This window comes from Jiangella rhizosphaerae, from assembly GCF_003579925.1.
Lineage (GTDB): Bacteria > Actinomycetota > Actinomycetes > Jiangellales > Jiangellaceae > Jiangella > Jiangella rhizosphaerae.
Genome location: NZ_QUAL01000127.1, coordinates 1 through 23,629, shown reverse-complemented (window position 1 = coordinate 23,629; position 23,629 = coordinate 1). Strand labels below are relative to the sequence as shown.

The window sequence follows — 23,629 nt, the reverse complement described above, 5'->3', positions numbered from 1 at the left end:
GCCTACCGCGACCTCGGCGCCGAGTGGGATGCCGGCCGCGCCACGTCGGCCGCCCGCCGGCACGGGCTCTCCGTCCCCGCCCGCCACCGCGGCGGCCGGCGCGGCTACGGCTCGCAGCTGTCGCCGCGGGAACGCGAGGTGGCCGAGCTGGCCGCCAAGGGCCGGTCGAACAAGGAGATCGCCGCCGAGCTCTACCTCTCGGTCAACACCGTCGCCCGCCACATCACGACGGCGATGCGCAAGCTCGGGGTCCGCTCACGGGCCGCCATCGCGCACCAACTCGACCAAAATTGACCGAAACTGGGCATAGCTGCGGCGTCCGTGACCGGCCAGGCTGGTCGCCATGGAGGACAGCGCCGGCTCCCAGCTCACTCCGCAGCGTCGTCGCGGCGCCGACGGGCCGCCCAGCGAGCCCGACGGTGTCGGCGCGACGGCTGAGCAGGGTGCGGAGCCGGCTGCCGACGGCAGCGATCCTGACGACGACAGTGGCTGGCTTCCGGTGTGAGAGTGGCGCCGGCTGACCCTCCCGCCGGCTCCACGACGCGACGAAGCGGCTGGTCAGAGTCCCCACTGACCAGCCGCTTCGCCGTGTGTCCGGCGGCGCGGGATTGTCGCGCGCGCTATGTTCCCGGTAACGTCACGTCGGCCGGAGTCCCGGCACCGTGCCGCCGCGTGCGTCGTGCCGAGCGTGGGAGGGTAGATGAGCGCCGGGAACTCCGAGGACAAGCCGAACCTGCGATCCATCGCGTCCCTCGCCGGCGTCTCGCACATGACCGTCTCACGCGTCCTCAACGACCACCCCAACATCCGGCCCGAGACCCGCGAGAAGGTCCTGCGCGTCGTCGAGGAGCTGAACTACCAGCGCAACAGCGCCGCGCGGGCACTGGCCACCCGCAGGTCGCGGCGCATCGGCGTCATCGTCGACCGGCCGGTCGAGATCGGGCCCGACAGCACCCTGCGCGCCGTCGAGCACGCCGCGCGCGAGGCCGGCTACTCCGTCAGCTCGGTCGCCGCCTCCCCCGACGACGACGGCGTGCGGCCGCGCGAGGCCGTCGCCTACCTGACCGCGCACGGCATCGACGCGCTCTGCGTCATCGCGCCGCGCGCCTCCTCCGTCGACGTGCTGCGCGAGCTGACCGACGGCCTGCCGACGCTGATCGTCAAGGCCGACGACGACCCCAACTTCCTCACCGCCTCGGTCGACCAGCGCCTGGGCGCCACGCTCGCCGTCCAGCACCTCATGGACCTCGGCCACCGCGAGATCGCCCACGTCGCCGGCCCGCTGGACTGGCTCGACGCGCGGGCGCGGGAGCGCGGCTGGCACGCCCACCTGAAGAAGGCCGGCCTGCACATCCCGCCGGCCTTCGTCGGCGACTGGTCGGCGGACTCCGGGTACGAGTTCGCGGTCGCCTTCGACGAGCTGCCGCCGTTCACCGCGATCTTCGCCGCGAACGACCAGATGGCCCTGGGCATCCTGCACGGCTTCCGCGACCGCGGTATCCGCGTGCCCGAGGACGTCAGCGTCGTCGGGTTCGACGACCTGTCGGTGTCGCGGCACTTCCTGCCCACCCTCACGACGGTGCGGCAGGACTTCCACGCCCTCGGCACGCTCGCGGTGGAGATCCTCGTCGCCGCGCTCGAGGGCGGCGGCACCGAGCGGCGCTCGCGGATTGCACCGGAGCTGATCGTGCGCGAGTCGACCGCCGGACCTCGAACTATGTGACGCCGAACAGTACAATTTCACATCTTGCGTGTCCTGGGTGTTCCCGGTAACATCTCGCCCGTTCTCCCGATATGTCCATGTCGGCACACCCCATGAACCACGCCGGAAGGCACGGGTCTCAAGGAGGAGATCGATGCGCAGCATCCCACGAGTCGCACGGGCCTTCGCGGTCGCCGGGGCGCTCACCCTGGCCCTCGCCGCGTGCGGCGGAGGCGACGACGACACCAGCACCAGCGGCGGGGACGAGCTCGTCACCGTCGGCTTCGTCGCGGTCGGCCCCGAAGGCGGCTGGCGTCAGGCGAACGAGGCGAACGTGCAGGACACCTTCACCGAGGAGGCCGGCTTCGAGCTGAAGTACGCCCCCGCCACCAACCTCGACCAGCGCTCGCAGATCGACGCGTTCACCTCGTTCGTCGACGAGGGCGTCGACGTCATCCTGCTCTCGGCCACCGAGGGCGCGGGCTGGGAGGACTCCCTGCGCCGCGCCCAGGAGGCGGAGATCCCGGTCATCCTCGTCGACCGCGGCATCGAGCCGGACGACACCAGCCTCTACGTCACCCGCATCGCGCCGGACAACTACGAGGTCAGCACCGCGGTCGCGGAGTGGGCGGTCTCGGAGTTCCCGGACGGCGGGAACTACTTCGTGCTCGAGGGCCCGGCCGGCGTCTCGGTCGTCAACGAGCGCAACCGCGGCTGGGACGACGCCGTCGCCTCCGTCCCGGGCCTGGTGAAGGTCGGCGCGCAGACCGCCAACTGGTCGACCGAGGAGGCCAAGAGCGTCTTCGAGACCGTGCTGAAGTCGAACAACAACGACATCCAGCTGGTGTTCGCGCAGAACGACGAGATGGGCCTCGGCGCCGCGATCGCGGTCGAGGAGGCCGGCCTGACCCCGGGCGTGGACGTCAAGATCGCCACCATCGACGGCACCAAGCCCGCGCTCGAGGCGCTGGCCGAGGGCCGGCTGAGCTTCGTCGCCGAGTACAACCCGCTGTTCGGCGAGACGCTGCTCGAGGTCGTCGAGCAGGTGCTGAACGGCGAGGAGGTCGAGCCGTACATCGTCGTGCCGAGCGAGACGTTCGACTCGCCGGAGGCCGCGACGGCCGCGCTGCCCAGCCGCAAGTACTGAGGACCCGGGAGTCGTCATGACCGGAGCGCCGCCGATCGTCGAGATGACCGGCATCTCCATCTCGTTCCCCGGGGTCAAGGCCCTCGACGCGGTCGACTTCCGCCTGTTCCCCGGCGAGGTGCACACCCTCATGGGCGAGAACGGGGCCGGCAAGTCGACCCTCATCAAGGCGCTCACCGGGGTCTACAAGATCGACGAGGGGCAGATCCTGGTCGCCGGCGAGGAACGCCGCTTCGGCGGCACCGCCGACGCCCAGGCGGCCGGGATCGCCACCGTCTACCAAGAGGTCAACCTCTGCTCGAACCTGTCCATCGGCGAGAACGTGATGCTGGGCCACGAGGTCCGCGGGCCGTTCGGCATCAACTGGAAGGCGACGCACCGGGCGGCGGCCGACGTGCTGGCCACGCTCGGCCTGGAGCAGCTGGACCTGCGCCGCCCGCTCGCCACGTTGTCGCTGGCGATCCAGCAGCTGGTCGCGATCAGCCGGGCCATGGTCACCAAGCCGAAGGTGCTCATCCTCGACGAGCCGACCTCGAGCCTGGACGCCAACGAGGTGGCCAACCTCTTCACGGTCATCCGCCGGCTGCGCGACCAGGGCGTCGCCATCCTGTTCGTCACGCACTTCCTCGACCAGGTCTACGCGATCAGCGACCGCATCACCGTCCTGCGCAACGGCGGCTTCGTCGGCGAGTACCCGACCCGCGAGCTGGACCGCACCACGTTGATCTCGAAGATGATCGGCAAGGACTTCGCGACGTTGCGCTCGCTGGGCAGCGAGCGGCAGTCGCACCACTACGAGCCGCGCGGCGAGCCGCTGCTCAAGGCCGAGGACCTCGGCCGCAAGGGCTCATCCGAGCCGACCGACCTCGAGCTGCACCAGGGCGAGGTGCTCGGCCTGGCCGGCCTGCTCGGCTCCGGGCGGACCGAGCTGGCCCGGCTGCTGTACGGGGCGGACAAGCCCGACAGCGGCACCGTCTGGCTGCGCGGCAAGAAGACCGACATCCACAACCCGACCGCCGCCCTCGCCCACCGCATCGCGTTCTCCAGCGAGAACCGGCGCGACGAAGGGATCATCCGCGACCTCACCGTCCGGGAGAACCTCGTCCTGGCCGTGCAGGCCAAGCGCGGCTGGTTCCGGCCGCTGTCGCGCAAGGAGCAGGACGCGCTCGTCCGCAAGTACCTGACGGAGCTGAACGTGCGGCCGGCCGACCCGGAGCGCCCGATCAAGTTCCTCTCCGGCGGCAACCAGCAGAAGGTGCTGCTCGGCCGCTGGCTGGCCACCGAGCCGGACCTGCTCATCCTCGACGAGCCCACGCGTGGCATCGACGTCGGCGCCAAGGCGGAGATCCAGGCCGCCGTCGCCGCGCTGGCCGCCAAGGGCGTGGCCGTCGTGTTCATCTCCTCCGAGCTCGAGGAGGTGGTCCGGCTCAGCGATCGCATCATCGTCATGAAGGACCACCGCAAGCTCGCCGAGCTCGAGAACGGCCCGCACGTGACGGCGGAGACCATCGTCGCCGTCATCGCCGACGAAGGCGACGACGAGGAAGGTGACTCCGAATGACCGACGTGGCCTCCCGGCTGGCCGCCAGGCGCGGCGCGATCGTGCGCAACCAGGCGTTCTGGGGCGTCATCGCGATCGTGCTGCTGCTGGCCGTCAACGTCGTCGCCGACCCGGGGTACCTCTCCATCGGCTACAACAGCGGGCATCTGTCCGGGAACCTCATCGACATCCTGCGTGCCTCGGCGCCGATCCTCATGATCGCCGTCGGCATGTGCCTGGTGGTCGCCACCGGCGGCATCGACCTCTCCGTCGGCTCCATCATGGTGGTGGCCGGCGCGGTGTCGATGGAACTGCTCAGCGGCATGGACGGCACCACCGGCGACGCCGCGCTCACGCTGGCGATCGCGCTCGGCATCGCGACGGTGCTCGGCGCGGTGAACGGCGTCCTCGTCTCCGTCGTCGGCCTGCAGCCGTTCATCAGCACGCTGGTGATGATGCTGGCCGGCCGCGGCATCGCGAAGGTCATCACCGGCGGCCAGAACACCACCGCCGACAACGACTCGTTCGCCTGGCTGGCCAACGGCTACGTCCTGGGCGTCCCGGTGGTGTTCCTGCTGGCCATCGTCATCGTCGTGCTGGTGGCGCTGCTGGTGCGGCGCAGCGCGCTCGGCCTCATGCTCGAGGCGATCGGCATGGACTCGCGGGCCAGCCGCCTCGCCGGGGTGAAGCGGCGCAGCCTGCAGCTGACGGTCTACTCGGTGAGCGGGCTGCTGGCCGGGATCGCCGGCGTGTTCGCCACCGCCAGCGTCATGACGGTCGACGTGTCGCGCACCGGCTACCAGCTGGAGCTCGACGCGATCCTGGCCGTCGTCATCGGCGGGACGTCGCTGGCCGGCGGCAAGTTCTCCATCGGCGGCGCCGTGATCGGCGGGTTGCTCATCGCCACGCTGGACAAGACCGTCGTGTTCCTCGGCGTTCCGGCCGCGGCCACCCCCGCGTTCAAGGCCATCGTGATCGTCGTGCTCTGCCTGCTGCAGTCCGAGCGCGTCCGGTCGCTGTTCCGACACCGCCGTGCCCTCCGGGCGCAGTCGCAGAAGGAGGCCGTTGCGGCATGACCGTCACGACTCGACCGCCCACGGGCTCCGCGCCCGGCACCGCGCCGTCGCTGGCCGAGCGGCTGGGCGCCCGGCTCAGCGCCCGGCTCAGCGCGCTGCCCACGGTGGCGGCGCTGCTCATCTTCGTCGGGATGATCATCTACGGCGAAGCCGCCTACGGGCGCATCGTCCAGTTCAACACGCTGTCCAACCTGCTGGTCAACAACTCGCACCTGATCATCCTCGCGGTCGGCCTCACGTTCGTGATCCTCACCGGCGGCATCGACCTGTCCGTCGGCGCCGTCATCGCGTTCAGCAGCGTCGCCGGGGTCATGCTGTCCAACGCCGGCTGGCATCCCGTGGCCGCCGTGCTGGTCATGGTGCTGATCGGCTCGGTGCTGGGGCTGATCTCGGGCGTGCTCATCCAGTACTTCGGGGTACAGCCGTTCATCGCGACACTGGCGACGATGTTCCTGGCCCGCGGCCTGGCTTCGATGCTGAGCACCGTCCCGGAGCGGCTGGCCGACGACTCCGCGATCCGCGAGCTGGCGACCCAGCTGAAGATCATCGACGGCGACAAGGTCAACGACCTGGTCATCACGCCGGGCGTGATCGCCGCGATCGTGATCGTCGTCCTGGGCTTCCTCGTGCTGCACCGGACGCGGTTCGGCCGGACGGTCTACGCGATCGGCGGCTCGGAGCAGTCGGCCACGCTGATGGGCCTGCCGGTGCCGGCGACCAAGCTGGGCATCTATGTCATCAGCGGCACGCTCGCCGGCATCGCCGCCGTCGTCTACACGTCGCGGCTGGGCAGCGCCCAGAACATCACCGGCATCGGCTGGGAGCTGGACGCGATCGCGGCGGTCGTCATCGGCGGCACGCTGCTCACCGGCGGGACGGGCTTCGTGCTCGGCTCGGTGGTGGGCGCGCTCGTGCTCGGCCTGATGAACGTCCTCATCACCCGCGACGGCGGCATCCGCCCGGAGATGACGACCATCATCACCGGCGGCATCCTGCTGGTCTTCGTCATCCTGCAGCGCGTCCTCGCCGCCCGGCGCCGAGCCACGCAAGGTTAGCGCCCGCGCCGCTCGCCCCCTCCTGCCCGCGCCTTGGCAAGGCTGGTCGTCGCAGAGGTGTCCGATCTGTCCGATGCCGCGCGACGGTGAGGCTTGCCAAGGCGGTCAGTGAGGAGGTCGACGGCGAGGCCCGTCGCGGTCGCGCCGGCGGGCAGGCCGAGCCAGCGGCCGACCGAGGCGCCGACATCGGCCAGGGAGGCCAGGTCACGCCCGCGGCGCGGCGACGCGGCCCCGCCGCCGGTCCCCGTCCCGGCCAGGACGGGGACCCACTCGCGGGTGTGGAACGGGTGGCCGACGGTGGGGTCGTTGCCGTGGTCGCCGGTCACGACCAGCAGGTCCCCTGGCCCGAGCCGCTCGGCGATCCGGGGCAGCGCGCGGTCGACCGCCTCCAGCTGGCCGGCGAAGGCCGCCGGGTCCTGCGAGTGGCCGGCGAGGTCGGTCTGCTGGACGTTCGCGACCACCAGGCCCTCCCCCGCGGTCTCGGCGACGTCGGCGAGGACGGCGGCGGTGTCGACGCCGGGGCGCCGGTCGACCGGTGTGTCCGTCACCAGCAGGTCCGCGGCCTTCCCGGCCAGGACGACCCGGTGTCCGGCGCGGGCGGCCGCCTCGTGCAGCTGGTGGGCGTGGTCGACCCGGGCACCCAGGTGCTGCACGCGCAGCCCGCCGTTGCGGTAGAAGCCGCTGGCCGGGGTGTCCAGCCCGACGGTGTCGCCGGGGCCGGGCCGGACGGCGGCGGCCAGCGGCCCGTCGGAGTGGCCGCCGACGGCGATCACCCGCGCGACGGGCGCGACCTCGCGTACCACCCGCGCGATCTCGAGGATCGCCGCGAAGTCGAGGTCGTCCAGCCGGGCCGAGACGTTCCAGTTCAGGCCCGGGTCGGCCTCGAGGTTGTCGTGCACCAGCGCGACACCGTCGACGACCAGGACCGGGCCGCCGTCCAGCGGCCCCACCCGGTGGCCGCGCGCCTCCAGTGCCGCCGTCACCGCGTCGATCCGCTCGGCCAGTCGGCACAGCACCACGTGCGACATGTCGGCGCCCATGAGCGTCTGGTGGCCGGCGAAGGAGTCCGCGCCGGGGTAGCCGAGCCCGGCCCGGGCGCCCGCGGCCCGCAGCAGCGGGACCGGAGCGGCGAGCACGTCGCCCAGGTCCGGGCGGAGCGCCGCCAGGCCCAGCCCGGCCAGGTAGGGCACCCGCAGCGGGCGGCCACGCTCGCGCACCGACCAGGCCGCGACGGCGGCGACGGTGTCCGCCGCGGTGTCGGTGGCCCGGACGGCGCCCGCGTCGGGCATCGCCCCGGTCCCGAACCCGTCGAGGACGAGGACGGTCGCCGACGGGCTCATCGGACCGGCCTCCCCAGCGCGTCGAACACGCCCTCCAGGCGCGGCCGTCCCGAGGCGATCCCGGAGACCACGGCCACCCGGGAGCGGGTGACGAAGATCTGCGTGCGGAACGCCATCACCGCGGTGTCGCCGACGCGCGCGCCGTCCCCGTCGGCGACCCAGTCGAACCGCCGGTAGTAGTCGATGCTTCCGCCGGGGGCGTCGTGCAGCGTCGCCCGGCGCGGGCCGCCGCGGGTGGCGACGAGCAGGCCGCGGGCCCGTCCCCGGCTGTAGAAGCCGCCGCCGAAGATGCTCGGGGCCGAGCCGAGCTGGGCGATCTCGGAGACGTACACCAGCGCCGGCCGCTCGGTCAGGCCGGCGTCGACGGCGTGCTCGGGCGTCGTGCCGGTGAGCGCGTGGCCGGGCTCGCCGACGGTGCCGCCGAGCCGTGCGATCTGCGGGATCGTGCTGACGCTGGTGTGGCTCGGCAGCGACAGCACCGGGTCGAGGCCGGCCGCGCGCAGGGTCGCGGCGGCGGCGAGCACCCGGTCCAGCGTGCCGGTGGGCCGCGGCCGTCCGGCGGAGGGGTCGAAGCTCAAGCAGGGGAACCCGGTCGCGCCGGCGACGCGCACCCCGTCCAGCCGCGCGGCGTCCTCGAGCACGCCGGCGACCTCGTCGGGCTCGAAGCCGCCGTCCTGGCCGGGGAACGTCGACTCCGCCGCGCCGCGGATCTTCAGCAGCACCGGCTGGACCCGGCCGGCTCCGTGCGCGGCCGCGGCGACGGCCTCGAGGTTCTGCCGGTCCGCCACCGTCGCGTAGGCGGGCCGCTCGGCGAGCAGGGCGGGCAGCCGGCGGCGTGGCACCTGGACGAGATGACCGATGTTGCCCAGCCGCGCGCCGGCGTCGAGCAGTGCGGTCGCCTCGCGGTGGTCGATGGCGGCGGCCGACGGGATGTGCCGCGCGACGGCCGCGGTGACCAGCGGGTTGCGGCCGTACTGCTTGGCGACGAACCACAGCCGCACGCCGTGCCGCCCGGCGGTCGCCGCGAGCGCGGCCGCGTTGTGGTCCACCGCGTCGAGGTCGATCACGTAGGTGTCCGGTTCGACGGCGCCGGAGCGGTGCAGCTCGATCGCGGCCTCGATGAGCGCCGGATTCCGCCGCTCGGTCATCGCCAGGAACATCAACGCTCCCCTTCGGCCAGGGCCGACCGCAGGATGCGTACCGTCAGCTCCGCCCCCGCACGCATCGGGTTGACCCGGATCGCCCAGTCCGCCAGCTCCGGCTGCGCGGCGAGCGTCGACGACGACAGCCGGTAGACCAAAGGCGTGATCTCGTGCCGCGAGTTGGAGCCGACGGGGAACGGTGCCGCGCCGTGCCGCGCGGCCCACGCCGGCAGTTGAGCGGCCACGGGCCGGTCCAGCAGCGCGATGACGCACAGGTCCTGCGCGTTGGCCAGCCGGACGTCGACCACGCCGGACACCTCGCCGGCCGCCAGCCGGCCGGCCAACTCCGTCACGGCGCGGGCCTGCGCGGCCCAGTTGAGCGGCACCATCACCAACGCCTGCAGCGCGGCGAGGGCCTGGGTGCCCTGCACCTGGCCGCCGCCGGAGTAGTTCGCCGCCCGCGCCCGGCCGACCAGTTCGCCGTCGCCGACGACCACGCCGACGCCCTCCGGCCCATGCAGCTTGAACAGCGAGAACGCCGAGACGGTGGCACCGTGCTCGACGCCGATGCGCGGGGTGCGGAAGACCGCGTAGTTGTCGTCGACGACGACCCCGCGGCCGGCCGCGACCGCCCGCGCGATCACGTCGGCGGGCTGGTGCCGGTCGGCGAGCCGCTGCCGCGAATGCTGGACGTAGACCCAGCGCGCCGGGTCGCCGGCCAGGACGGCGTCGAGGGCGGCGTCGTCGTCGAAGTCGACCCGGACGAGCTCGGCCGCGCCGTCGCGGAACGTCGTCGCCGTCGTCGAGTAGTCGGGTGCGTCGTGGGCGATCATCCGCCGTTCCCCCCGTGCCCAGGGGCCGGCGGAGAGCGCGGCGCGGATGGCGCCGGTGCCGGCGCCCTGGATCAGGCAGGCGTCCTCGGCGCCGAACGCCTCGGCCAGCGCCGCCTCCGCGCGCGCGGTCGTGTCCGGCCGGCCGAGGCCGGGGACGACGCCGACGTCGGCGCGGAACAGGGCGCCGTCGGTGAAGTGGGTCGCGACCGCGGCGACCAGGCGCTGCTGCGCGGCCAGGGCGTCGTCGGCGGTGGCGACGGGCAGCGGGGTCGTCTCGGGCAGCGAGGGGCTCATGGGCGCTCCGTTCCGTCCAGCCAGCGCAGGGCGTTCTCCCGGTAGAGCAGGTCGAGGGTGGGCGGGTCGACGCCGCGCGCGGCGAGCGCGGCGCGGAACGGGCCGAGCACGTGGCCGAAGCCCTGCCCGCCGCGGCTGGCCAGGTACGCGTCGCGGGAGATGTCGTTGCTGAGCAGCACGTGCCGTCCGTGGCCGGCGTCCAGCAACGCCAGCAGCAGCTCGATCCGCTTCTCGTCGGGCTGGTAGGACGCCTTGCCGACGGTGTCGAAGGCGACGTAGGCGCCGGCGGCGGCGATGGCGGCGTGCTGGCCGGGAGCGTCGACGAGGTCCTGGTGACCGATGCAGATGCGGTGCGGCGGCAGGCCCGCCGACGTGAGCAGGTCCAGCTGTTCCAGCGCGCCCTGCCCGAGGTGGGCGTGCGTGGCGACGGACAGACCGGTGCGCAGCGCGGCGCCGGCGGCCGCGAGCAGGCCGACCCGCTCGGACGGGCTGGCCTGCTCGCCGTGGCTGCCGATCTCGCCGATCACCCCGGGACGGATGCCGTCGCCGAGCCCGTCGCGGACGTCGTCGACCAGCAGCTGCGTCGCCCGCTCGACGGAGTCGCCGGGCTCGCCGCCGGGGTGGAACCGCTCGTAGTACCACCCGGTCGCGAGCACGACCTCGACGCCGGCCCGCTCGGCGATGGCGCGGGCCCGCGCCGGGTCGCCGCCCATCCCCCGGCAGGTCAGGTCGACGACGAGACCCAGCCCGGCCGCGCTCCGGGCCGCGGCCAGCTCGGCCACGACCGCGGCGTCGTCGCTCACCCGCGCCGCGGGATCGTCCGGCCGCGTGAGGTCGAGGACCAGGTGCTCGTGGGCGAGGACAGTGCCGGGCACGTCCGCCGGCACGAGCACCCGGCCGCCGGCCGTCGTGAACGGCATCAGCCCGCCACCGGCTGGACGAGGTCGACGAGGTGCAGCAGGTTGAGCAGGACGCCGCCGACGATGACCGCCGCCGGTCCGGCCGCCATCCGCACGACGGGACGCCCCATCGCCTCGTTGACCAGGTACAGGCCGCCGACCAGCGCGATGCCCAGGCCGCCGCCCATCGCCAGACCGGCCATCAGGGAGCCGACCAGGATCGCCAGCGACAGCGACTCGGTGATGGCGTGCCGGATGTGGTCGGCCGACTCGCGCACGCTCGGCCAGTGCTGCAGCCACCGCCCGACGGCGCTGAGCAGCAGCACCTCGGCGGACATCACCAGCGCGCCCAGGACGAACGCGACGACCAGCGCCAGCGGCCAGGCGTCCACGAAGACGTGCGACAGGTACCCGATCGGGTAGACGAAGGTGAACCCGGCCATCGCGTACGCACCCGAGGCGAGCGCCGTCGTGGCGATGAGCGGCACGAAGCCGAAGGCGCGCAGGAAGTCGACCTGCGCGGCCTCGGAGTAGGAGCCGTCGGCGACGAGGAAGCTGGTCGCCTCGCCGCCACCGAAGATGCCGCTGGCTGCCAGCGCCGCGACCAGGCCGCCGAGGATCCCGAGCGGGATCACGTTCCTGCGCAGACGGTTCGCGTTCGGCCCGAACAGCTGGTCCGACGCCGCGGCCGTCGCGGCCCGCTGCTCCTCGTGCGCGGCCCGCTCGGCCGCGGAGCCGCCGGCCAGCACCAGCTGCTCGGCGCGCCGGGTCGACCGGTCCTGGGTGAGGGCGAACCCGAGCAGCATGATCACGCCGAGCGCCATGGCCAGCGACCCGGGGAACAGGTCCGGCCAGACGTTCATCGACAGGAGGATCACGGCGACCTCGGCGCCGAAGGTGATGAGACCCTTCACCCGGCCGAACTGCCGGGCGATCGCCAGCACGGGGAACAGCGTGAACAGCCAGAGGATCGGGGTGGAGATCTGCTGCAGGGCCGTGACGAAGTCGATCGGCAGCGACGTGGCCGCGGAGTTGGCGGCGTTGAGGCCGAAGACGCAGACGGCGCCCCAGGCCGCGCCGCCGGTGGCCGCGAGCCACCGCCACGGTGCGATCAGGCCGATGATCTCCACCGGCAGGAACACCAGCCACGGATTGAGCACACCCGTGGACAGCGCCATCGGGGCGCCGAGGCCGAAGATGAACCCGGCCGAGAGCCCCGTGACGATCGTCGCGGTGGCCAGCCGGGTGGACCGGCCCTGGATGTAGTCGAGTAGGAAGGGCCGGGCGCCGTCGTTGAAGACCGCGAGCGCGGCGTTCGCGATGAGAGCGGCGACCGCGCAGATCACGATGACCAGCACGCCCTGCCAGGGATCGAACGAGACCGACGACGTCTCGGTGGCGGCCAGGAGGGTCATGCGCTTGCCTCCCGCCGTCTCGCGTCCAGCGCCGCCCACAGGGCCGGCACGACGTCCTGGACCTGGTCGAGAGAGAACCCGAAGGCGACGTTGCCCGCGTCGACCGCCGCCTCGATCGTCTCGGCGGACGGCAGCGAACGGCCGAACGTGTGGGTCTTGTCCGAACCCAGCAGACCCACCAGGACGCCGAGGCTCGCGCCGGCGCCGGTGTGGCACGTCCCGAGGTAGTAGTCCGCCGCGCCGGAGCGCAGCTGGATGGCCGCGTCCATGTCCGTGCCCACGACGACGGTGTCGTCGGGGCCGAGCAGTGGTCGCAGTACCTCCGCGACCTCGGTCTTCGCGACTCCACCAGCGATGATCTTCATCGGTTCTCCTTGGATGCGGTCAGCGCGAGAGCGCCGAGATGGAGGCTGAGGTACTGCCGTTCGACGGCGGAGAGTGGGACGCCGAGCGCGGCTCGTGCTCGCTCGGACACGTCGGCGGCGGCGTCGACGGCGGCCGGGAACTGGTCCACGACCTGCTGGTAGACGGCGTCGGCCGGCGGGTCGATGTCCGGCTCGCGACGCACCATCCGTCCCAGCGCGGCGACCAGATGCGAGGTCAGGGAACCCGCGGTGTCGTCGGTGACCTCGAAGTCAGGCTCGAGCAGGGCGAGCTCGCTCGCCACGAACTCGACGACACCGGGCGGGGTCTGCGCCATGTCGCGGAACACGTCCAGGCGCAGGCGGAGACGGTCGTCCATGCATCGCTCCGTCGGTAGGTGGGGTGGGTGCAGTGCGTGGGGCGGTACGTGGGGCTCAGTACGTGGGGATCAGCCGACCGGCCACGACGTCGTCCGCGGCCGTCCTGACGAGGTTGTCGCCGAGGGCGGCGCCGACCGCGGTGGGCACCGCCTCGGCGTCGCGCCGCGCGACGATGACCGCCGACGTGGTCGCGTCGTCCTCGAGACCCTCGACCGGATGGACGGTGACCGGGCTGGAGATGTGCGCGTCGATCTCGTCGAGGTTCCAGACCGTGGCGTCGACGAGCCCGTCGGCGAAATACCTGTTCAACTGGTTGTACGACACCTCGACCCGCCGCTGCGGGGGAAGGTCGGGGAACACCGCGGCCGTCAGCTCGGCCTGGTCGACCGACGCGGGGTCGACGGCGACCCGCAGCCGGGGATCGTCCGGCGCCCGCCCCTCGGCGACCACCAGGCCGTGCGCGCCGACGTAGGAGTGCGGGCCGAAGTCGCGCACGATGTCCAGGTCAGGATCGGACGCCGCCGCGAACCGCGACATCACGGCATAGTTCGCCCGCTCCTCACGCAGTGCCCGCATGCGGTCGGCCGACCCGCGCACGAACATCAGCGTCAGCGGCACACCGGCGCGCTGGAACGCCGCGTGGATGCCCGTCGCCAGGCCCTCGTAGCGGCGCGAGTAGGGCAGCGGCATGGCGATGGAGATGGACCGGCCGCCCGCGAACTCCCAGATGAGCCCATGATCGATGGCCGCGATGAAGGTGCCCAGCTTGCCGCGCGCCCGGATCTCGACCGCGCCGGCCTCCTCGAGCAGCGCCAACGCCGCTTGAACGGTGCCCTTCCCGACCTGGTACCGCTCGCTGAGCTCCTGGACCGTCGCCATCCGGTCGCCCGCCGACGCCGCGGACAGCTCGACGGCCAGGAGGTGGGCGACCGCCCCGGCCTTCGACATCAGCATCTGGATGCGCGACATGCCCGGCATACTATCCAGAATTCTGGATATTGGCCAGAACTGCGGTCAGAGAACTCTCACCAGCGGGTTAGTTGGAGCTCGGGGCGCCGGCCCGCGCCTTGGCAAGGCCGGCCGTCGCAGATGTGTCCGATATGCCCGATGCTGCGCGACGGTGAGCCTTGCCAAGGCGACCCTCTCAGGGTCAGGCGTTCTGACGGTTCCGGGCGCTGAGCGCTTCCGCCGTCCCGACCAGCAGGACAGCCGCGACCACGGCGACGATGAAGCCGAGGACGTTGAGTTCGAAGATGTCTCCGGTGCCGAGCAGGTTCGCCACCAGCCCGCCGATGACCGAACCGGCCAGCCCGAGCAGCAGCGTGGCGATCCACCCGAGGTTCTGCTTGCCAGGCTTGATCAATCGAGCGAGCGCACCGATGACCAGGCCGGCGATGATGAAACCGATCATGGCTGTCTCCTGAGCGTCTGTGCGGCGCGAGCGGCCGCATTCGCTCTGTGCGTACCCGTCGCCGGCGTCGCTACTCCTCGCCTCGCCCCGCGGCGGCGCGTCGGTGCGTCGGCGCCACTACGGCCACGTGCGGATCATCGTGTCCTGAGGCCGAAGTCAGCGTCGTCGAGCTCCTCCGGGTTGGGCAGGCCGGAGAGGAAGCGGAACGACGCGAGGGTGACCAGCGTCGCCGCACCGCCGGCGATCAGGAACGGGGCACGCAGATCGATGCGGCCCAGGACCCCGCCCAGCAACGACCCGACCGGCATGGTGCCCCACAGCAGCGTGCGCCAGGTGCCGTGCACCCGGCCCAGCAGGCGGCTCGGGATCGCGGCCTGGCGTAGCGACATGACCAGGATGTTCCACACCGTCGTGCCGCCGGCGGAGACGAGATAGCCGAACGCGACCACGCCGAGGACCGGGACCGCGCCCATCAGGACCAGCGCCGCCAGCGACACGGTCTGGGCCACGGCCATCACCGGCCCGGCCCGGAAGCGCTCCTTCAGCCGGTTGGCGATCGCGGCGGCGCCGAGCGAGCCCACGGCGCCGGCCAGGATGAACCCGCCGTACCACGCCTCCGGCAACCCGAGCCGGTTCAGCACGTAGAGCACCATCGTCGCCGTGGCGGCCGAGAACAACAGGCCGACGACCACGCTGATCGTCCAGAGGTTGCGCAGCATCCGGTTGCCCATGAGGTAGCGGAAGCCGTCGGTGAACTGGCGGTACCAGGCGACGTGCGGTTCGCCGGTCGGGTCGGTGCGGTGGGCGCCGGCGGCCGCGACGGGGAGAAACACGGCCAGGACTCCGGCGACGGCGTAGGTCAGGGCGTTGATGCCGAGCGGCACCACCACCGAGACCGCGAACAGCGCCGAGGTCAGCGGGCCGGACAGGAACCGCTCGACGACGATCTCCCCGGCCTCGACGCGCGAGTTCGCCCGCGGCAGGTCGGGCTTGGCGACGATCGAGGGCAGCACCGCCCGGAGCGCACCGTCGTAGATCGTCTCGAACGCCCCGTAGACGAACACGACGACGTAGAGCCACCAGATGGTCAACGCGTCCGTGGCGAACAGCACCAGCAGGAGCACCGCGAGCAGCGCTCGCACCCCGTTGGCGAGGGTCATGGCGCGTCGCCGGTCGATGCGATCGAGCAGGATCCCGGCCGGAATGGCGAAGATCAGCCACGGCAGCATCGCCACCGCCGCGATGCCGGAGACGAGCAGCGGATCGTCGGTCAGGCGTGCCGCCAGCAAGGGAGCCGCGACCTTCGCGATGCCATCACCCAGACTCGAGCTGACGTTCGCCGCCACGACGTTGCTCAACGCCCGCCCGAGCGGCTGCCGTTTTCCCACTGCGCGAGCCTACGGCCCGACTGCGTACGTTCCAGCGTCGCTCTGCTGCCAGCAGAGCGACGACACGACGAAGCGGCTGGTCAGAACCTTCCTGACCAGCCGCTTCGGCTGTTGTGGAGCTGCCGGGAATCGAACCCGGGTCCTTCGACGCTTCTCCAGGGCTTCTCCGGGCGCAGCCTGCTATGCCTCTACTCGGCTCCGGTGATCACACAGGCGAGTTCACCGTGACGAGCCCAGTCGCGTGAGTGTCCCTTCCGGTCCCGCGACCGTACCGGAAGGTGAGCCTCCTGAATGATGCCGAACACCGGGTCGGAAGCAACCCCGGGTCGACAGACTTCAGTTCCCTGCCTCAGGCGGCGAGGGCGAAGTCAGTGCGCTTAGCGTTGGCACTTGTAACGTTTGCCGCGAGCGTTAACGAGATAACGCGGCCTCCTCGGCCCGCTTCCCCTGGTTCGACGAACGAAGTCGAAACCGCTCAGCCCCTCTGGAGTTGTCAAACCCCCGGGCGCACCCGAAGGTTCGCCCAGATTACAACCTTCAACGCCGAACAGGCGAGCGAGATTCCCCGTCGCCCAGGAGGTCGGCCGGGCCGAAGGTCCAGACGCCGGCCGCGGCGAGATCGGGGTGCACGCCGGAGCTGCCCAGAAGGCGAGCGCCGGGTCGGCAGGCTCGCGGAGCAGCAGGGCCGCCTTCCGGTGCAGCTCGCGCAGGTCCCGCGCGTCGACCGGCCCGGCCTGCCACTTCGCCTCGCCGAGCAGAACGGCGCGGTCGTCGACGAGGCCGAGGACGTCGATCTCGACCTCCTCGTCCCGCCACCACCGGCCGACGACGGTAGCGGCGGGCAGCAGGGCGCCGGCGTCGACGAGACGCACGGCGTGCTCGCGGGCCAGTCGCTCGAAGACGGCGCCGACGTGGCGGTCGAGGAGCGGACGGCGCCGGGCGAGCACGGCACGGCCCTGGCCGCCGTCGATGAGCTCGGCGTCAGAGCGCAGCACGGTCAGCCAGAACGCGAGGTAGACGTCGTCGATGGCGTAGAGCGGCGGCGCACCCGGCGACGAGCCGAGCGGCGTCTCGGCGCGGACGTAGCCGGGTGCGTTGCAGCCGTGCGAGCGTGTAGTCGATGCGCTGGTCGGCCCGGCTGGCGATCTTGCCGCGCCGCGCTCCGGTGGTGGTGGCGATGGCCGCCAGCACCCTCTCGTACCCGGATCGCCAGTCCAGATCCTCGCTCATGATGTCGTACGCGTCGGTCAGCAGGACGCCGTCGGGGCTGAAGGCCAGCCGCTGGAGGTTGGCCTCGACGCCGCGCGCCGGATCCCAGCGCTGCAGGTGCAGCGGGTAGCCCCCGCACACGGCGTAGGCCGCGACGAACTGGTCGGCCGGCAGGCCGGGCAGGAAGGCCCTCGCCTCGGCCGCCGGGAACGGATCGAGCCGGAGCTGGAGCTCCGGGCGACCCCGCAGGCCGCCGTCGCCGCCCAGCATGTCCTCCATCGCGCTGACCGCGGAACCCGTGACGACGAGCATCAGCCGCTGGTCGTGGACGTGGTTCTCCCAGACGGCGGAGAGCAGGACGGCGAAGTCGGGGCGCCCGTCGAGCAGCCGCGGCATCTCGTCGATGACGACCAGCAGCGGCTCGGTGGCCGCGGTCTCGACCAGCAGACGAAGGGCCGCCTCCCAGTCTGCGGGGCGGGCCGGCTCGAACACCCGGCCCCGCTCGCCCAGCTGCTCGGCGGCCCGCGAGCAGAGCCGTTGCACCTGCCGCTGCTCGCTGTCCTGGCGGGTCGCCGCGAAGTAGACGTTTGCGGCCGGCCATGAGCGAAGTGCGTGAGCAGGAAGGTCTTCCCCACGCGGCGACGCCCCCAGAGCGCGACGAGTTGCGGCCGGCCGCCAACGGCGTGGTCCCAGCTCTGTTTGTACATCTCGCCTCGACTACTACCAGTGGGTAACATTGGGTACGACGCCACCGGCGAAGGAGGCGCGCATGACCAGCACCCAACCCCGCACGCAGCACGTCGGCGAGCGCGAGGCCAGGCGAGTCGCGGAGGCCGCACGCGAGACGCGGTGGGAGAAGCCGTCGTTCGCGAGGGAGCTCTACCTCGGCCGGTTCCGGCTCGACCTCATCCACCCGCATCCGTCGCAGTCGCCCGAGGACGAGGCGGCGACGACGGCGTTCCTGACGACGCTGCGCGGCGTGTGCGACGAGCTCGACGGCGCCGTCATCGAGCGCGAGGCGCGCATCCCCGACGAGTACGTCAAGGCGCTGGCGCGGGCCGGCGTCTTCGGCATGAAGATCCCCCGCGAGTACGGCGGCGTCGGGCTGACGCAGGTCGGCTACAACCGCGCGCTCATGCTGCTGGGGAGCGTGCACCCGTCCATCGGTGCGCTGGCGTCGGCGCACCAGTCCATCGGGGTGCCCGAGCCGGTGAAGCTGTTCGGCACCGAGGAGCAGAAGCGCGCCTACCTCCCGCGCTGCGCGGCCGGCGCCATCAGCGCGTTCCTGCTCACCGAGCCCGACGTCGGCTCCGACCCCGCCCGGCTGGCGGCGGTCGCCGAGCCCGTCGACGGCGGCCGGTTCTACGAGCTCAGCGGCACCAAGCTCTGGACCACCAACGGCGTCATCGCCGAGCTGCTGGTCGTCATGGCGCGGGTGCCCGAGCACGACGGCGGGCGCGGCGGCGTGACGGCGTTCGTCGTCGAGGCCGACGCCCCCGGCATCACCGTCGAGCACCGCAACGCGTTCATGGGGCTCAAGGGCATCGAGAACGGCGTCACCCGGCTCGACCGCGTCCGCGTGCCGGCCGCGAACCGCATCGGCCGCGAGGGCGACGGCCTGCGCATCGCGCTGACCACCCTGAACACCGGCCGGCTGTCCATTCCGGCGCTGTGCACGGCCGCGTCGAAGTGGTGCCTGAAGATCGCCCGCGAGTGGTCGGCCGAGCGCGTCCAGTGGGGCCGCCCGGTCGGCCGGCACGCCGCCGTCGCGCACAAGCTGTCGTACATCGCGGCCACGGCGTACGCACAGGAGGCTGTCCTCGACCTCTCCGCACACCTGGCCGACGAGGGCCGTCGCGACATCCGCATCGAGGCGGCGCTGGCGAAGCTGTGGTGCAGCGAGACGGCCTGGCTGGTGGCCGACGAGCTGGTGCAGATCCGCGGCGGCCGCGGCTATGAGACCGCCGACTCGCTGCGGGCCCGCGGCGAGCGCGCCGTCCCTGCCGAGCAGATCCTGCGCGACCTGCGCATCAACCGCATCTTCGAGGGGTCGACGGAGATCATGCACCTGCTGATCGCCCGCGAGGCCGTCGACGCCCACCTGCAGGCCGCCGGCGACATCGTCGACCCCGACGTCGCGCTGCCGGGCAAGGCGAAGGCGGCGGTCAAGGCCACCGGGTTCTACGCGAGGTGGCTGCCGCAGCTGGTCACCGGGGCCGGCCAGCTGCCGACGTCGTACCAGGAGTTCGGTGTGCTGGCGCCGCACCTGCGCTACGTCGAGCGGGCGTCCCGCCGGCTGGCGCGCTCGACGTTCTACGGCATGGCCCGCTGGCAGGGCGGACTGGAGAAGAAGCAGGGCTTCCTCGCCCGCGTCGTCGACATCGGCGCCGAGCTGTTCGCCATCGCGGCGTCGTGCGTGCGGGCGCGGATGCTGCCGGAGTCCGGCGCCGTCCAGCTGGCCGACGTGTTCGCCCGGCAGGCCCGGCTGCGCGTCGAGCGGCTGTTCGACGCGCTCTGGCGCAACGCCGACGGGCCGGACGAGGCGCTGGCGAAGGCCGTGCTGACCGGCGAGCACGCCTGGATCGAGGCCGGCATCCTGGACCAGAGCGAGGGCACCGGCCCGTGGATCGCCCCACCGCCGAGCGGCCCGCCCGCCGAGAACGTCGCCCGCCGCGTCGCGTTCTAGCCTGGCGCCGGGGGTCACGGCAGGACGAGCGCCTGACCGCGCCCGACCCGGCCGGTGCCGGCGACCGACGCCTCGATCGTGACGGCGAGCCGGCCGTCCGGGCGACGCTCCGCGAGCCGGGCCCGCACGGCGACCGTGACGCCGTCGTCGGGCACCACGACGGGGCGGACGAAGCGGAAGGTGAGCTCGGTGAGACACGCGGGGTCGCCGAGCCAGCCGTTCAGCAGCCGGGTGACCAGACCGAGGAGGAGCGTGCCGTGCGCGATCACGCCGGGCAGCCCCGCCTCCGCGGCGATCCGCGGGCTCCAGTGCAGCGGGTTGAAGTCGCCGGACGCGCCGGCGTAGCGCACCAGGTCGGACCGGCTGAGCCGGTACTCGTCCGCGGCCACGACCTCGCCGGGAGCCAGCTCCGCGGCCGGCGCGGACGCCGTCACCGTCGGCCTCCCGCCCTGTTCCGCCGCGTGACGACCGCGACGTCCAGTACCCGCACGCCCTCGGCGTCCGGCGCCATCGCCGCCACCCTGCCGTAGCAGTCGCGGCGCACCCACCACCAGCGCCCGCAGACCCACTCCCGCGCGACCGGCCGCTGCCCTGTCCGTGGTGGTTCGGTCACGGGTGCCTCCGTCGGATCGGCCGCGCTCTCCTAAAACGAATATCCCTTCTTTTATGTGCCGTGGCAAGACCCCGCACATGAGGTCTGGATCACTCGGCCCTGGGTGCCTGCGGCGTCGGCACTCGCCCGGGCGGCACCTCACCCGCGTGAGGACCGTGACAGGAACCGCGAAGCGGCGCATGCGGCGTCCAGGCGGGTGAGGTGTCCGCTGCGGGGGTGACGAGATCGCGCCGGTGGTGCGGTGTCGAGTCGTCACGTGACGTCGCCGGCGCAAGTGCCGCCCGCGGCGCTGGTGGCGCGGACGTCGCCGGCGCGAGTGCCGCCCGCGGCGCTGGTGGCGCGGACGTTGTCGGTGCCCGCCCCTAGGGTGGGACTCCCACCCGGACGGGCGGGGACTCACACCTCGGGCTCGGCCAGCGCGCGGGCGTAGGCGGCCATCGAACGCTGGTAGCGCGGCAAGTGCCCGGCCAACGCGCCGACGGCGACGGCGACCGCCTCGCGCTCGCGGCCGGCGTCGGTGAGCGCCAGCGCGAGCACGCAGCTGACCGCGTCATCGAGGTGATCGGAGCCGCGGTCCCGCTCGGCGGTCAGCAGGTCGATGCTCTCCAGCGGCCGGCCGAGGTTGCGGATGGTGCTGGCCAGCTGGATCACCGCCCGGCGACGGCGCTCGCCCGGCAGCCCTCCCGCCAGGGCCTCACGGTAGAGCGGCTCGGCGAGGTCGGGCCGGCCGGTGGAGTCGAACGCGCAGGCCCGCTCGAACGCCGCGACGGGGTGGCCGTCGGGCACCTCCCCCGCCAGCCCGTCGATCAGGGCCCGGAACGCCTCGTCGTCGTGCTCGTCGATGGCCGCCCAGGCCGCCGCGATCCGTCGCTCCCAGTCCTCGTCCGTGGTCATCGCGCCAGCCTGGCACAGGGCGATCAGCGCAGCGTCACCGAGCCCGAGGTGGGGACCAGCTCGATCCACACGCGCCCCGGCGGCACGTGCATCGGCGCGCCCGACGCGTCGGCGAGCGTCAGCGGCGCGGCCGCCGACGTCTTGGACCAGGTGCCGTCGGCGGCGGCGCCGGCCGTGAGCAGGGTGGCGGCGCCGGAGCCCACGAGCACGGTCTCGGGGACCGGGTTGCCGGCCGGGTCCTCGTAGCCGGCGTCGCGGACCTCGACCCGAAGCACCAGCACCGTCGCCGGCCCGAACCGGTCGCCTTCGGCCGCGTGGTCGCCGTCGAGCACCCAGACGCCGTCGGCCCAGGTCCAGCGCGAGGTGTGCGCGCCGGAGAACGTGACGTCGGCGCCGCCGACCGGACGGCCCGCGGGCGGGGTGCCCCAGGGCAGATAGGGGCCGACAGGGACGCCGGCGCCGGCGGGCAGGCCGGCCAGCGCCTCGGCCGGATCGAGCATGACGTTGTACGGGGCCGGCCGGCTGTGGTCGCGGGACAGGCCGTTGCCGCCGCCGCTGAGCACCGTCAGGCCGGCCTCGCCGAGCGCCTTCAGCACCCGTTCCGCCCCGCCCGACGCGACCAGCACCCCGCCGGCCGGCAGGGCGATGCCGGCGTCGGTGGTGCGCACCGACCGCACCGGACCGGCGACCGGAGGCATCGCCGACTGGAACAGTGCCGCCAGCCGGGTCAGCCCGCCCTCGACCAGCTCCTCGACCACGAGGTCGGCGGACGAGAGGCCGATCTGGGGTGCCGCCGGCCGGGTGTTGTCGATCTTCACGACCAGCGCCGGCTCGGCGGCGACAGCAGCCGACGGTGCGGGAAGGCCGGTCAGCGGCCAGACCGGGGCGGGCGTGGGCGTCGGGGTCGGCGTCGCCGTCGCCGAGGCGAGTGGGGCGGACGGCGTGGGCGCCGGCGTCGCGGTGCCTCCGCCGCAGGCGGCGAGCAGCAGCACCCCCGCCGTGACGAGGGCTGACGCCGTCGTGACCCGCGGCCGCTGACCCACCGCCGGGCTCAGCCGCGCCGGCGGGCGCGGGCCATGGCCCGCTCCGCCTCGCGCTTGGCCTCGCGCTCGGCGATGGTGTGCCGCTTGTCGTAGGACTTCTTGCCGCGGGCCAGCGCCAGCTCGATCTTCGCGTAGCCGTCCTTGAAGTACAGCGACAGCGGTACCAGCGTGAAGCCCGTCTCGCGGGTCTTACCGATGAGGCGGTTGATCTCGTCCTTGCGCAGCAGCAGCTTGCGGGAACGCCGCGGCGCGTGGTTGTTCCACGTGCCGAGGTCGTACTCGGGGATGTGCACGTTGCGCAGCCAGACCTCACCGTCGCGGACCTCGGCGAACCCGTCGACCAGCGACGCCTTGCCCGCCCGCAGCGCCTTCACCTCGGTGCCGGTCAGGACGATGCCCGCCTCGTAGGTGTCGTCGATGTGGTAGTCGTGGCGGGCCTTGCGGTTCTGGGCCACCACGGTGCGTCCGCGCTCTCGTGCCATGCCCCAAGGATCGCATTTCCGGGGCCGTCGAGACGACTGCGTTTACCGGCCGAGGTAGTTCATCGGGTTCACGCGCTCGCCGCCGATGTAGAGCATGAAGTGCAGGTGGCATGCGGTCGAGCTGCCGGTCGTCCCGGAGTAGCCGATGATCTCGCCCTGGGACACGCTCTCGCCGTCGCTCACCGCGAACCGGGACAGGTGGCTGTACGTGGTGACCATCCGCCGGTGACTGACGGCGACCTGGTTGCCGTAGGCGCCGCGATAGTAGGCCCACTCGACGGTGCCCGCGGCGGCCGCGCGGATCGGCGTGCCGCAGTAGGCCCGGAAGTCGGTGCCGTCGTGCAGCTTGTAGACGCCGGTGACCGGGTGGACCCGCATGCCGTAGGGCGAGGTGACGTACGGGTTCGCGGTCGGGAAGGCGAGCGTGACGCCGCCGCCACCGCCACCGCCACCGCCACCGCCACCGGAGCCGCCACCGCCACCGCCGCCACCTCCGCCGCCGGAGCCGCCGCCGTCGTCCTGGTTCTCCTCGGCCTGCTCCTGCTGCTGTTGCTGGATCGCGGCGATCTCGGCCTCGATCTTGTCGCGCTCGGCCGCCCACGCCGCCGCCTGCTGCTGGTCCGCGGCCTGCGCCGCCTGGGCCGCCGTCACCGCGCCGTCGCGGGCCGCGACCAGCTGGTCGACCTCGGCCTTCGCCGCCGCCGCGGCGTCGCTGGC

Annotated in this window: 25 protein-coding genes, 1 other RNA gene and 1 pseudogene; 8 read left to right on the top strand and 19 right to left on the bottom strand. The window is 72.9% G+C overall.

Features of this window, described 5'->3' with window-relative positions; genetic code table 11:
- The 7 genes from DY240_RS33700 to DY240_RS13040 all read left to right on the top strand — a co-directional run.
- Window positions 1–294: response regulator transcription factor (locus DY240_RS33700; protein ID WP_267901675.1), on the top strand; the 294-nt coding region annotated here is incomplete at its 5' end.
- A 49-nt stretch (window positions 295–343) separates the two neighbouring features.
- Entirely contained in the window at window positions 344–505 is a 162-nt protein-coding gene (locus tag DY240_RS31940; RefSeq protein ID WP_158602838.1) for a hypothetical protein, read from the top strand.
- A gap of 195 nt (window positions 506–700) precedes the next feature.
- Window positions 701–1,723 (top strand): LacI family DNA-binding transcriptional regulator, encoded by a 1,023-nt coding sequence (locus DY240_RS13060; protein WP_119660314.1) that lies wholly within the window; start codon window positions 701–703, stop codon window positions 1,721–1,723.
- Between the two features lie 133 nt (window positions 1,724–1,856).
- Window positions 1,857–2,849, top strand: a complete 993-nt coding sequence (locus tag DY240_RS13055; protein ID WP_119660313.1) for an ABC transporter substrate-binding protein — start codon at window positions 1,857–1,859, stop codon at window positions 2,847–2,849.
- 16 nt (window positions 2,850–2,865) lie between these two features.
- Complete coding sequence (locus tag DY240_RS13050; RefSeq protein ID WP_119660312.1) at window positions 2,866–4,410, top strand: sugar ABC transporter ATP-binding protein; 1,545 nt, start codon at window positions 2,866–2,868, stop codon at window positions 4,408–4,410.
- The gene (locus DY240_RS13045) at window positions 4,407–5,465 is read left to right on the top strand and encodes an ABC transporter permease (RefSeq protein ID WP_119660311.1); all 1,059 of its coding nucleotides are present in this window, start codon (window positions 4,407–4,409) and stop codon (window positions 5,463–5,465) included. The genes DY240_RS13050 and DY240_RS13045 overlap by 4 nt, the downstream gene beginning before the upstream one ends.
- Window positions 5,462–6,520, top strand: coding sequence for an ABC transporter permease (locus DY240_RS13040; RefSeq protein ID WP_119660310.1), 1,059 nt, complete (start codon window positions 5,462–5,464; stop codon window positions 6,518–6,520). The genes DY240_RS13045 and DY240_RS13040 overlap by 4 nt, the downstream gene beginning before the upstream one ends.
- Here DY240_RS13040 and DY240_RS13035 read toward each other — a convergent pair.
- From DY240_RS13035 to DY240_RS33310, 13 genes and pseudogenes are all read right to left on the bottom strand, one after another.
- Window positions 6,517–7,860 carry a phosphopentomutase gene (locus DY240_RS13035; protein WP_119660309.1) on the bottom strand — a complete coding sequence of 448 codons (1,344 nt, stop codon included), beginning with the start codon at window positions 7,858–7,860 and terminating at the stop codon, window positions 6,517–6,519. The two genes, DY240_RS13040 and DY240_RS13035, sit on opposite strands and share 4 nt — an antisense overlap.
- Complete coding sequence (locus DY240_RS13030) at window positions 7,857–9,020, bottom strand: alanine racemase (protein ID WP_119660308.1); 1,164 nt, start codon at window positions 9,018–9,020, stop codon at window positions 7,857–7,859. Before DY240_RS13030 ends, DY240_RS13035 begins: the two co-directional genes overlap by 4 nt.
- Window positions 9,020–10,129 carry an aminotransferase gene (locus DY240_RS13025; RefSeq protein WP_119660307.1) on the bottom strand — a complete coding sequence of 370 codons (1,110 nt, stop codon included), beginning with the start codon at window positions 10,127–10,129 and terminating at the stop codon, window positions 9,020–9,022. The genes DY240_RS13030 and DY240_RS13025 overlap by 1 nt, the downstream gene beginning before the upstream one ends.
- Window positions 10,126–11,049 (bottom strand): phosphotriesterase family protein, encoded by a 924-nt coding sequence (locus DY240_RS13020; protein ID WP_119660306.1) that lies wholly within the window; start codon window positions 11,047–11,049, stop codon window positions 10,126–10,128. The genes DY240_RS13025 and DY240_RS13020 overlap by 4 nt, the downstream gene beginning before the upstream one ends.
- Complete coding sequence (locus DY240_RS13015) at window positions 11,049–12,443, bottom strand: YhfT family protein (RefSeq protein WP_119660316.1); 1,395 nt, start codon at window positions 12,441–12,443, stop codon at window positions 11,049–11,051. Before DY240_RS13015 ends, DY240_RS13020 begins: the two co-directional genes overlap by 1 nt.
- Complete coding sequence (locus DY240_RS13010; RefSeq protein ID WP_119660305.1) at window positions 12,440–12,808, bottom strand: DUF2620 family protein; 369 nt, start codon at window positions 12,806–12,808, stop codon at window positions 12,440–12,442. The genes DY240_RS13015 and DY240_RS13010 overlap by 4 nt, the downstream gene beginning before the upstream one ends.
- Window positions 12,805–13,185: a transcriptional antiterminator gene (locus DY240_RS13005; protein ID WP_119660304.1), complete on the bottom strand. Its 381-nt coding sequence runs from the start codon at window positions 13,183–13,185 to the stop codon at window positions 12,805–12,807. Before DY240_RS13005 ends, DY240_RS13010 begins: the two co-directional genes overlap by 4 nt.
- A gap of 55 nt (window positions 13,186–13,240) precedes the next feature.
- Window positions 13,241–14,155 carry a GntR family transcriptional regulator YhfZ gene (yhfZ, locus tag DY240_RS13000; RefSeq protein WP_158602837.1) on the bottom strand — a complete coding sequence of 305 codons (915 nt, stop codon included), beginning with the start codon at window positions 14,153–14,155 and terminating at the stop codon, window positions 13,241–13,243.
- 181 nt (window positions 14,156–14,336) lie between these two features.
- A complete protein-coding gene (locus DY240_RS12995) occupies window positions 14,337–14,597 on the bottom strand; it encodes a GlsB/YeaQ/YmgE family stress response membrane protein (RefSeq protein ID WP_119660302.1) in 261 nt (86 codons plus the stop codon).
- Window positions 14,598–14,731: 134 nt separating this feature from the next.
- Complete coding sequence (locus DY240_RS12990) at window positions 14,732–15,985, bottom strand: MFS transporter (RefSeq protein WP_119660301.1); 1,254 nt, start codon at window positions 15,983–15,985, stop codon at window positions 14,732–14,734.
- 111 nt (window positions 15,986–16,096) lie between these two features.
- Window positions 16,097–16,468: a transfer-messenger RNA gene (gene ssrA / locus DY240_RS12985) on the bottom strand.
- Between the two features lie 308 nt (window positions 16,469–16,776).
- A pseudogene (locus DY240_RS34085) lies at window positions 16,777–16,932 on the bottom strand (DUF234 domain-containing protein); the annotation flags it as partial.
- Window positions 16,933–16,966: 34 nt separating this feature from the next.
- Window positions 16,967–17,737: an AAA family ATPase gene (locus DY240_RS33310; RefSeq protein ID WP_233552722.1), complete on the bottom strand. Its 771-nt coding sequence runs from the start codon at window positions 17,735–17,737 to the stop codon at window positions 16,967–16,969.
- A gap of 226 nt (window positions 17,738–17,963) precedes the next feature.
- Here DY240_RS33310 and DY240_RS12975 point away from each other — a divergent pair, with 226 nt between their 5' ends.
- Entirely contained in the window at window positions 17,964–19,880 is a 1,917-nt protein-coding gene (locus DY240_RS12975) for an acyl-CoA dehydrogenase family protein (protein ID WP_119660300.1), read from the top strand.
- Between the two features lie 14 nt (window positions 19,881–19,894).
- Here DY240_RS12975 and DY240_RS32840 read toward each other — a convergent pair whose 3' ends face one another.
- The 6 genes from DY240_RS32840 to DY240_RS33880 all read right to left on the bottom strand — a co-directional run.
- Complete coding sequence (locus DY240_RS32840; RefSeq protein ID WP_199701419.1) at window positions 19,895–20,314, bottom strand: MaoC/PaaZ C-terminal domain-containing protein; 420 nt, start codon at window positions 20,312–20,314, stop codon at window positions 19,895–19,897.
- The gene (locus DY240_RS32835) at window positions 20,311–20,493 is read right to left on the bottom strand and encodes a hypothetical protein (RefSeq protein WP_199701418.1); all 183 of its coding nucleotides are present in this window, start codon (window positions 20,491–20,493) and stop codon (window positions 20,311–20,313) included. Before DY240_RS32835 ends, DY240_RS32840 begins: the two co-directional genes overlap by 4 nt.
- Before the next feature lie 396 nt (window positions 20,494–20,889).
- Window positions 20,890–21,387, bottom strand: coding sequence for a tetratricopeptide repeat protein (locus DY240_RS12965; protein ID WP_119660298.1), 498 nt, complete (start codon window positions 21,385–21,387; stop codon window positions 20,890–20,892).
- 23 nt (window positions 21,388–21,410) lie between these two features.
- Window positions 21,411–22,430 carry a DUF3048 domain-containing protein gene (locus tag DY240_RS12960; RefSeq protein WP_158602836.1) on the bottom strand — a complete coding sequence of 340 codons (1,020 nt, stop codon included), beginning with the start codon at window positions 22,428–22,430 and terminating at the stop codon, window positions 21,411–21,413.
- A gap of 8 nt (window positions 22,431–22,438) precedes the next feature.
- Complete coding sequence (smpB, locus tag DY240_RS12955) at window positions 22,439–22,912, bottom strand: SsrA-binding protein SmpB (protein ID WP_119660296.1); 474 nt, start codon at window positions 22,910–22,912, stop codon at window positions 22,439–22,441.
- A gap of 42 nt (window positions 22,913–22,954) precedes the next feature.
- A partial coding sequence (locus DY240_RS33880) for a M23 family metallopeptidase (RefSeq protein WP_199701417.1) occupies window positions 22,955–23,629 on the bottom strand: 675 nt, incomplete at its 5' end.

Bases quoted from the DNA above. Each gene is read 5' to 3' on its own strand.
- DY240_RS13035 (WP_119660309.1), bottom strand. From the start codon at position 7,860: ATGAGCCCGTCGGCGACCGTCCTCGTCCTCGACGGGTTCGGGACCGGG.
- smpB (WP_119660296.1), bottom strand. From the start codon at position 22,912: ATGGCACGAGAGCGCGGACGCACCGTGGTGGCCCAGAACCGCAAGGCC.
- DY240_RS13015 (WP_119660316.1), bottom strand. From the start codon at position 12,443: ATGACCCTCCTGGCCGCCACCGAGACGTCGTCGGTCTCGTTCGATCCC.
- DY240_RS13055 (WP_119660313.1), top strand. From the start codon at position 1,857: ATGCGCAGCATCCCACGAGTCGCACGGGCCTTCGCGGTCGCCGGGGCG.
- DY240_RS13045 (WP_119660311.1), top strand. From the start codon at position 4,407: ATGACCGACGTGGCCTCCCGGCTGGCCGCCAGGCGCGGCGCGATCGTG.
- DY240_RS13060 (WP_119660314.1), top strand. From the start codon at position 701: ATGAGCGCCGGGAACTCCGAGGACAAGCCGAACCTGCGATCCATCGCG.
- DY240_RS13010 (WP_119660305.1), bottom strand. From the start codon at position 12,808: ATGAAGATCATCGCTGGTGGAGTCGCGAAGACCGAGGTCGCGGAGGTA.
- DY240_RS13005 (WP_119660304.1), bottom strand. From the start codon at position 13,185: ATGGACGACCGTCTCCGCCTGCGCCTGGACGTGTTCCGCGACATGGCG.
- yhfZ (WP_158602837.1), bottom strand. From the start codon at position 14,155: ATGTCGCGCATCCAGATGCTGATGTCGAAGGCCGGGGCGGTCGCCCAC.
- DY240_RS12975 (WP_119660300.1), top strand. From the start codon at position 17,964: ATGACCAGCACCCAACCCCGCACGCAGCACGTCGGCGAGCGCGAGGCC.
- DY240_RS12965 (WP_119660298.1), bottom strand. From the start codon at position 21,387: ATGACCACGGACGAGGACTGGGAGCGACGGATCGCGGCGGCCTGGGCG.
- DY240_RS12995 (WP_119660302.1), bottom strand. From the start codon at position 14,597: ATGATCGGTTTCATCATCGCCGGCCTGGTCATCGGTGCGCTCGCTCGA.
- DY240_RS13020 (WP_119660306.1), bottom strand. From the start codon at position 11,049: ATGCCGTTCACGACGGCCGGCGGCCGGGTGCTCGTGCCGGCGGACGTG.
- DY240_RS13050 (WP_119660312.1), top strand. From the start codon at position 2,866: ATGACCGGAGCGCCGCCGATCGTCGAGATGACCGGCATCTCCATCTCG.
- DY240_RS13040 (WP_119660310.1), top strand. From the start codon at position 5,462: ATGACCGTCACGACTCGACCGCCCACGGGCTCCGCGCCCGGCACCGCG.
- DY240_RS13030 (WP_119660308.1), bottom strand. From the start codon at position 9,020: ATGTTCCTGGCGATGACCGAGCGGCGGAATCCGGCGCTCATCGAGGCC.
- DY240_RS13025 (WP_119660307.1), bottom strand. From the start codon at position 10,129: ATGAGCCCCTCGCTGCCCGAGACGACCCCGCTGCCCGTCGCCACCGCC.
- DY240_RS31940 (WP_158602838.1), top strand. From the start codon at position 344: ATGGAGGACAGCGCCGGCTCCCAGCTCACTCCGCAGCGTCGTCGCGGC.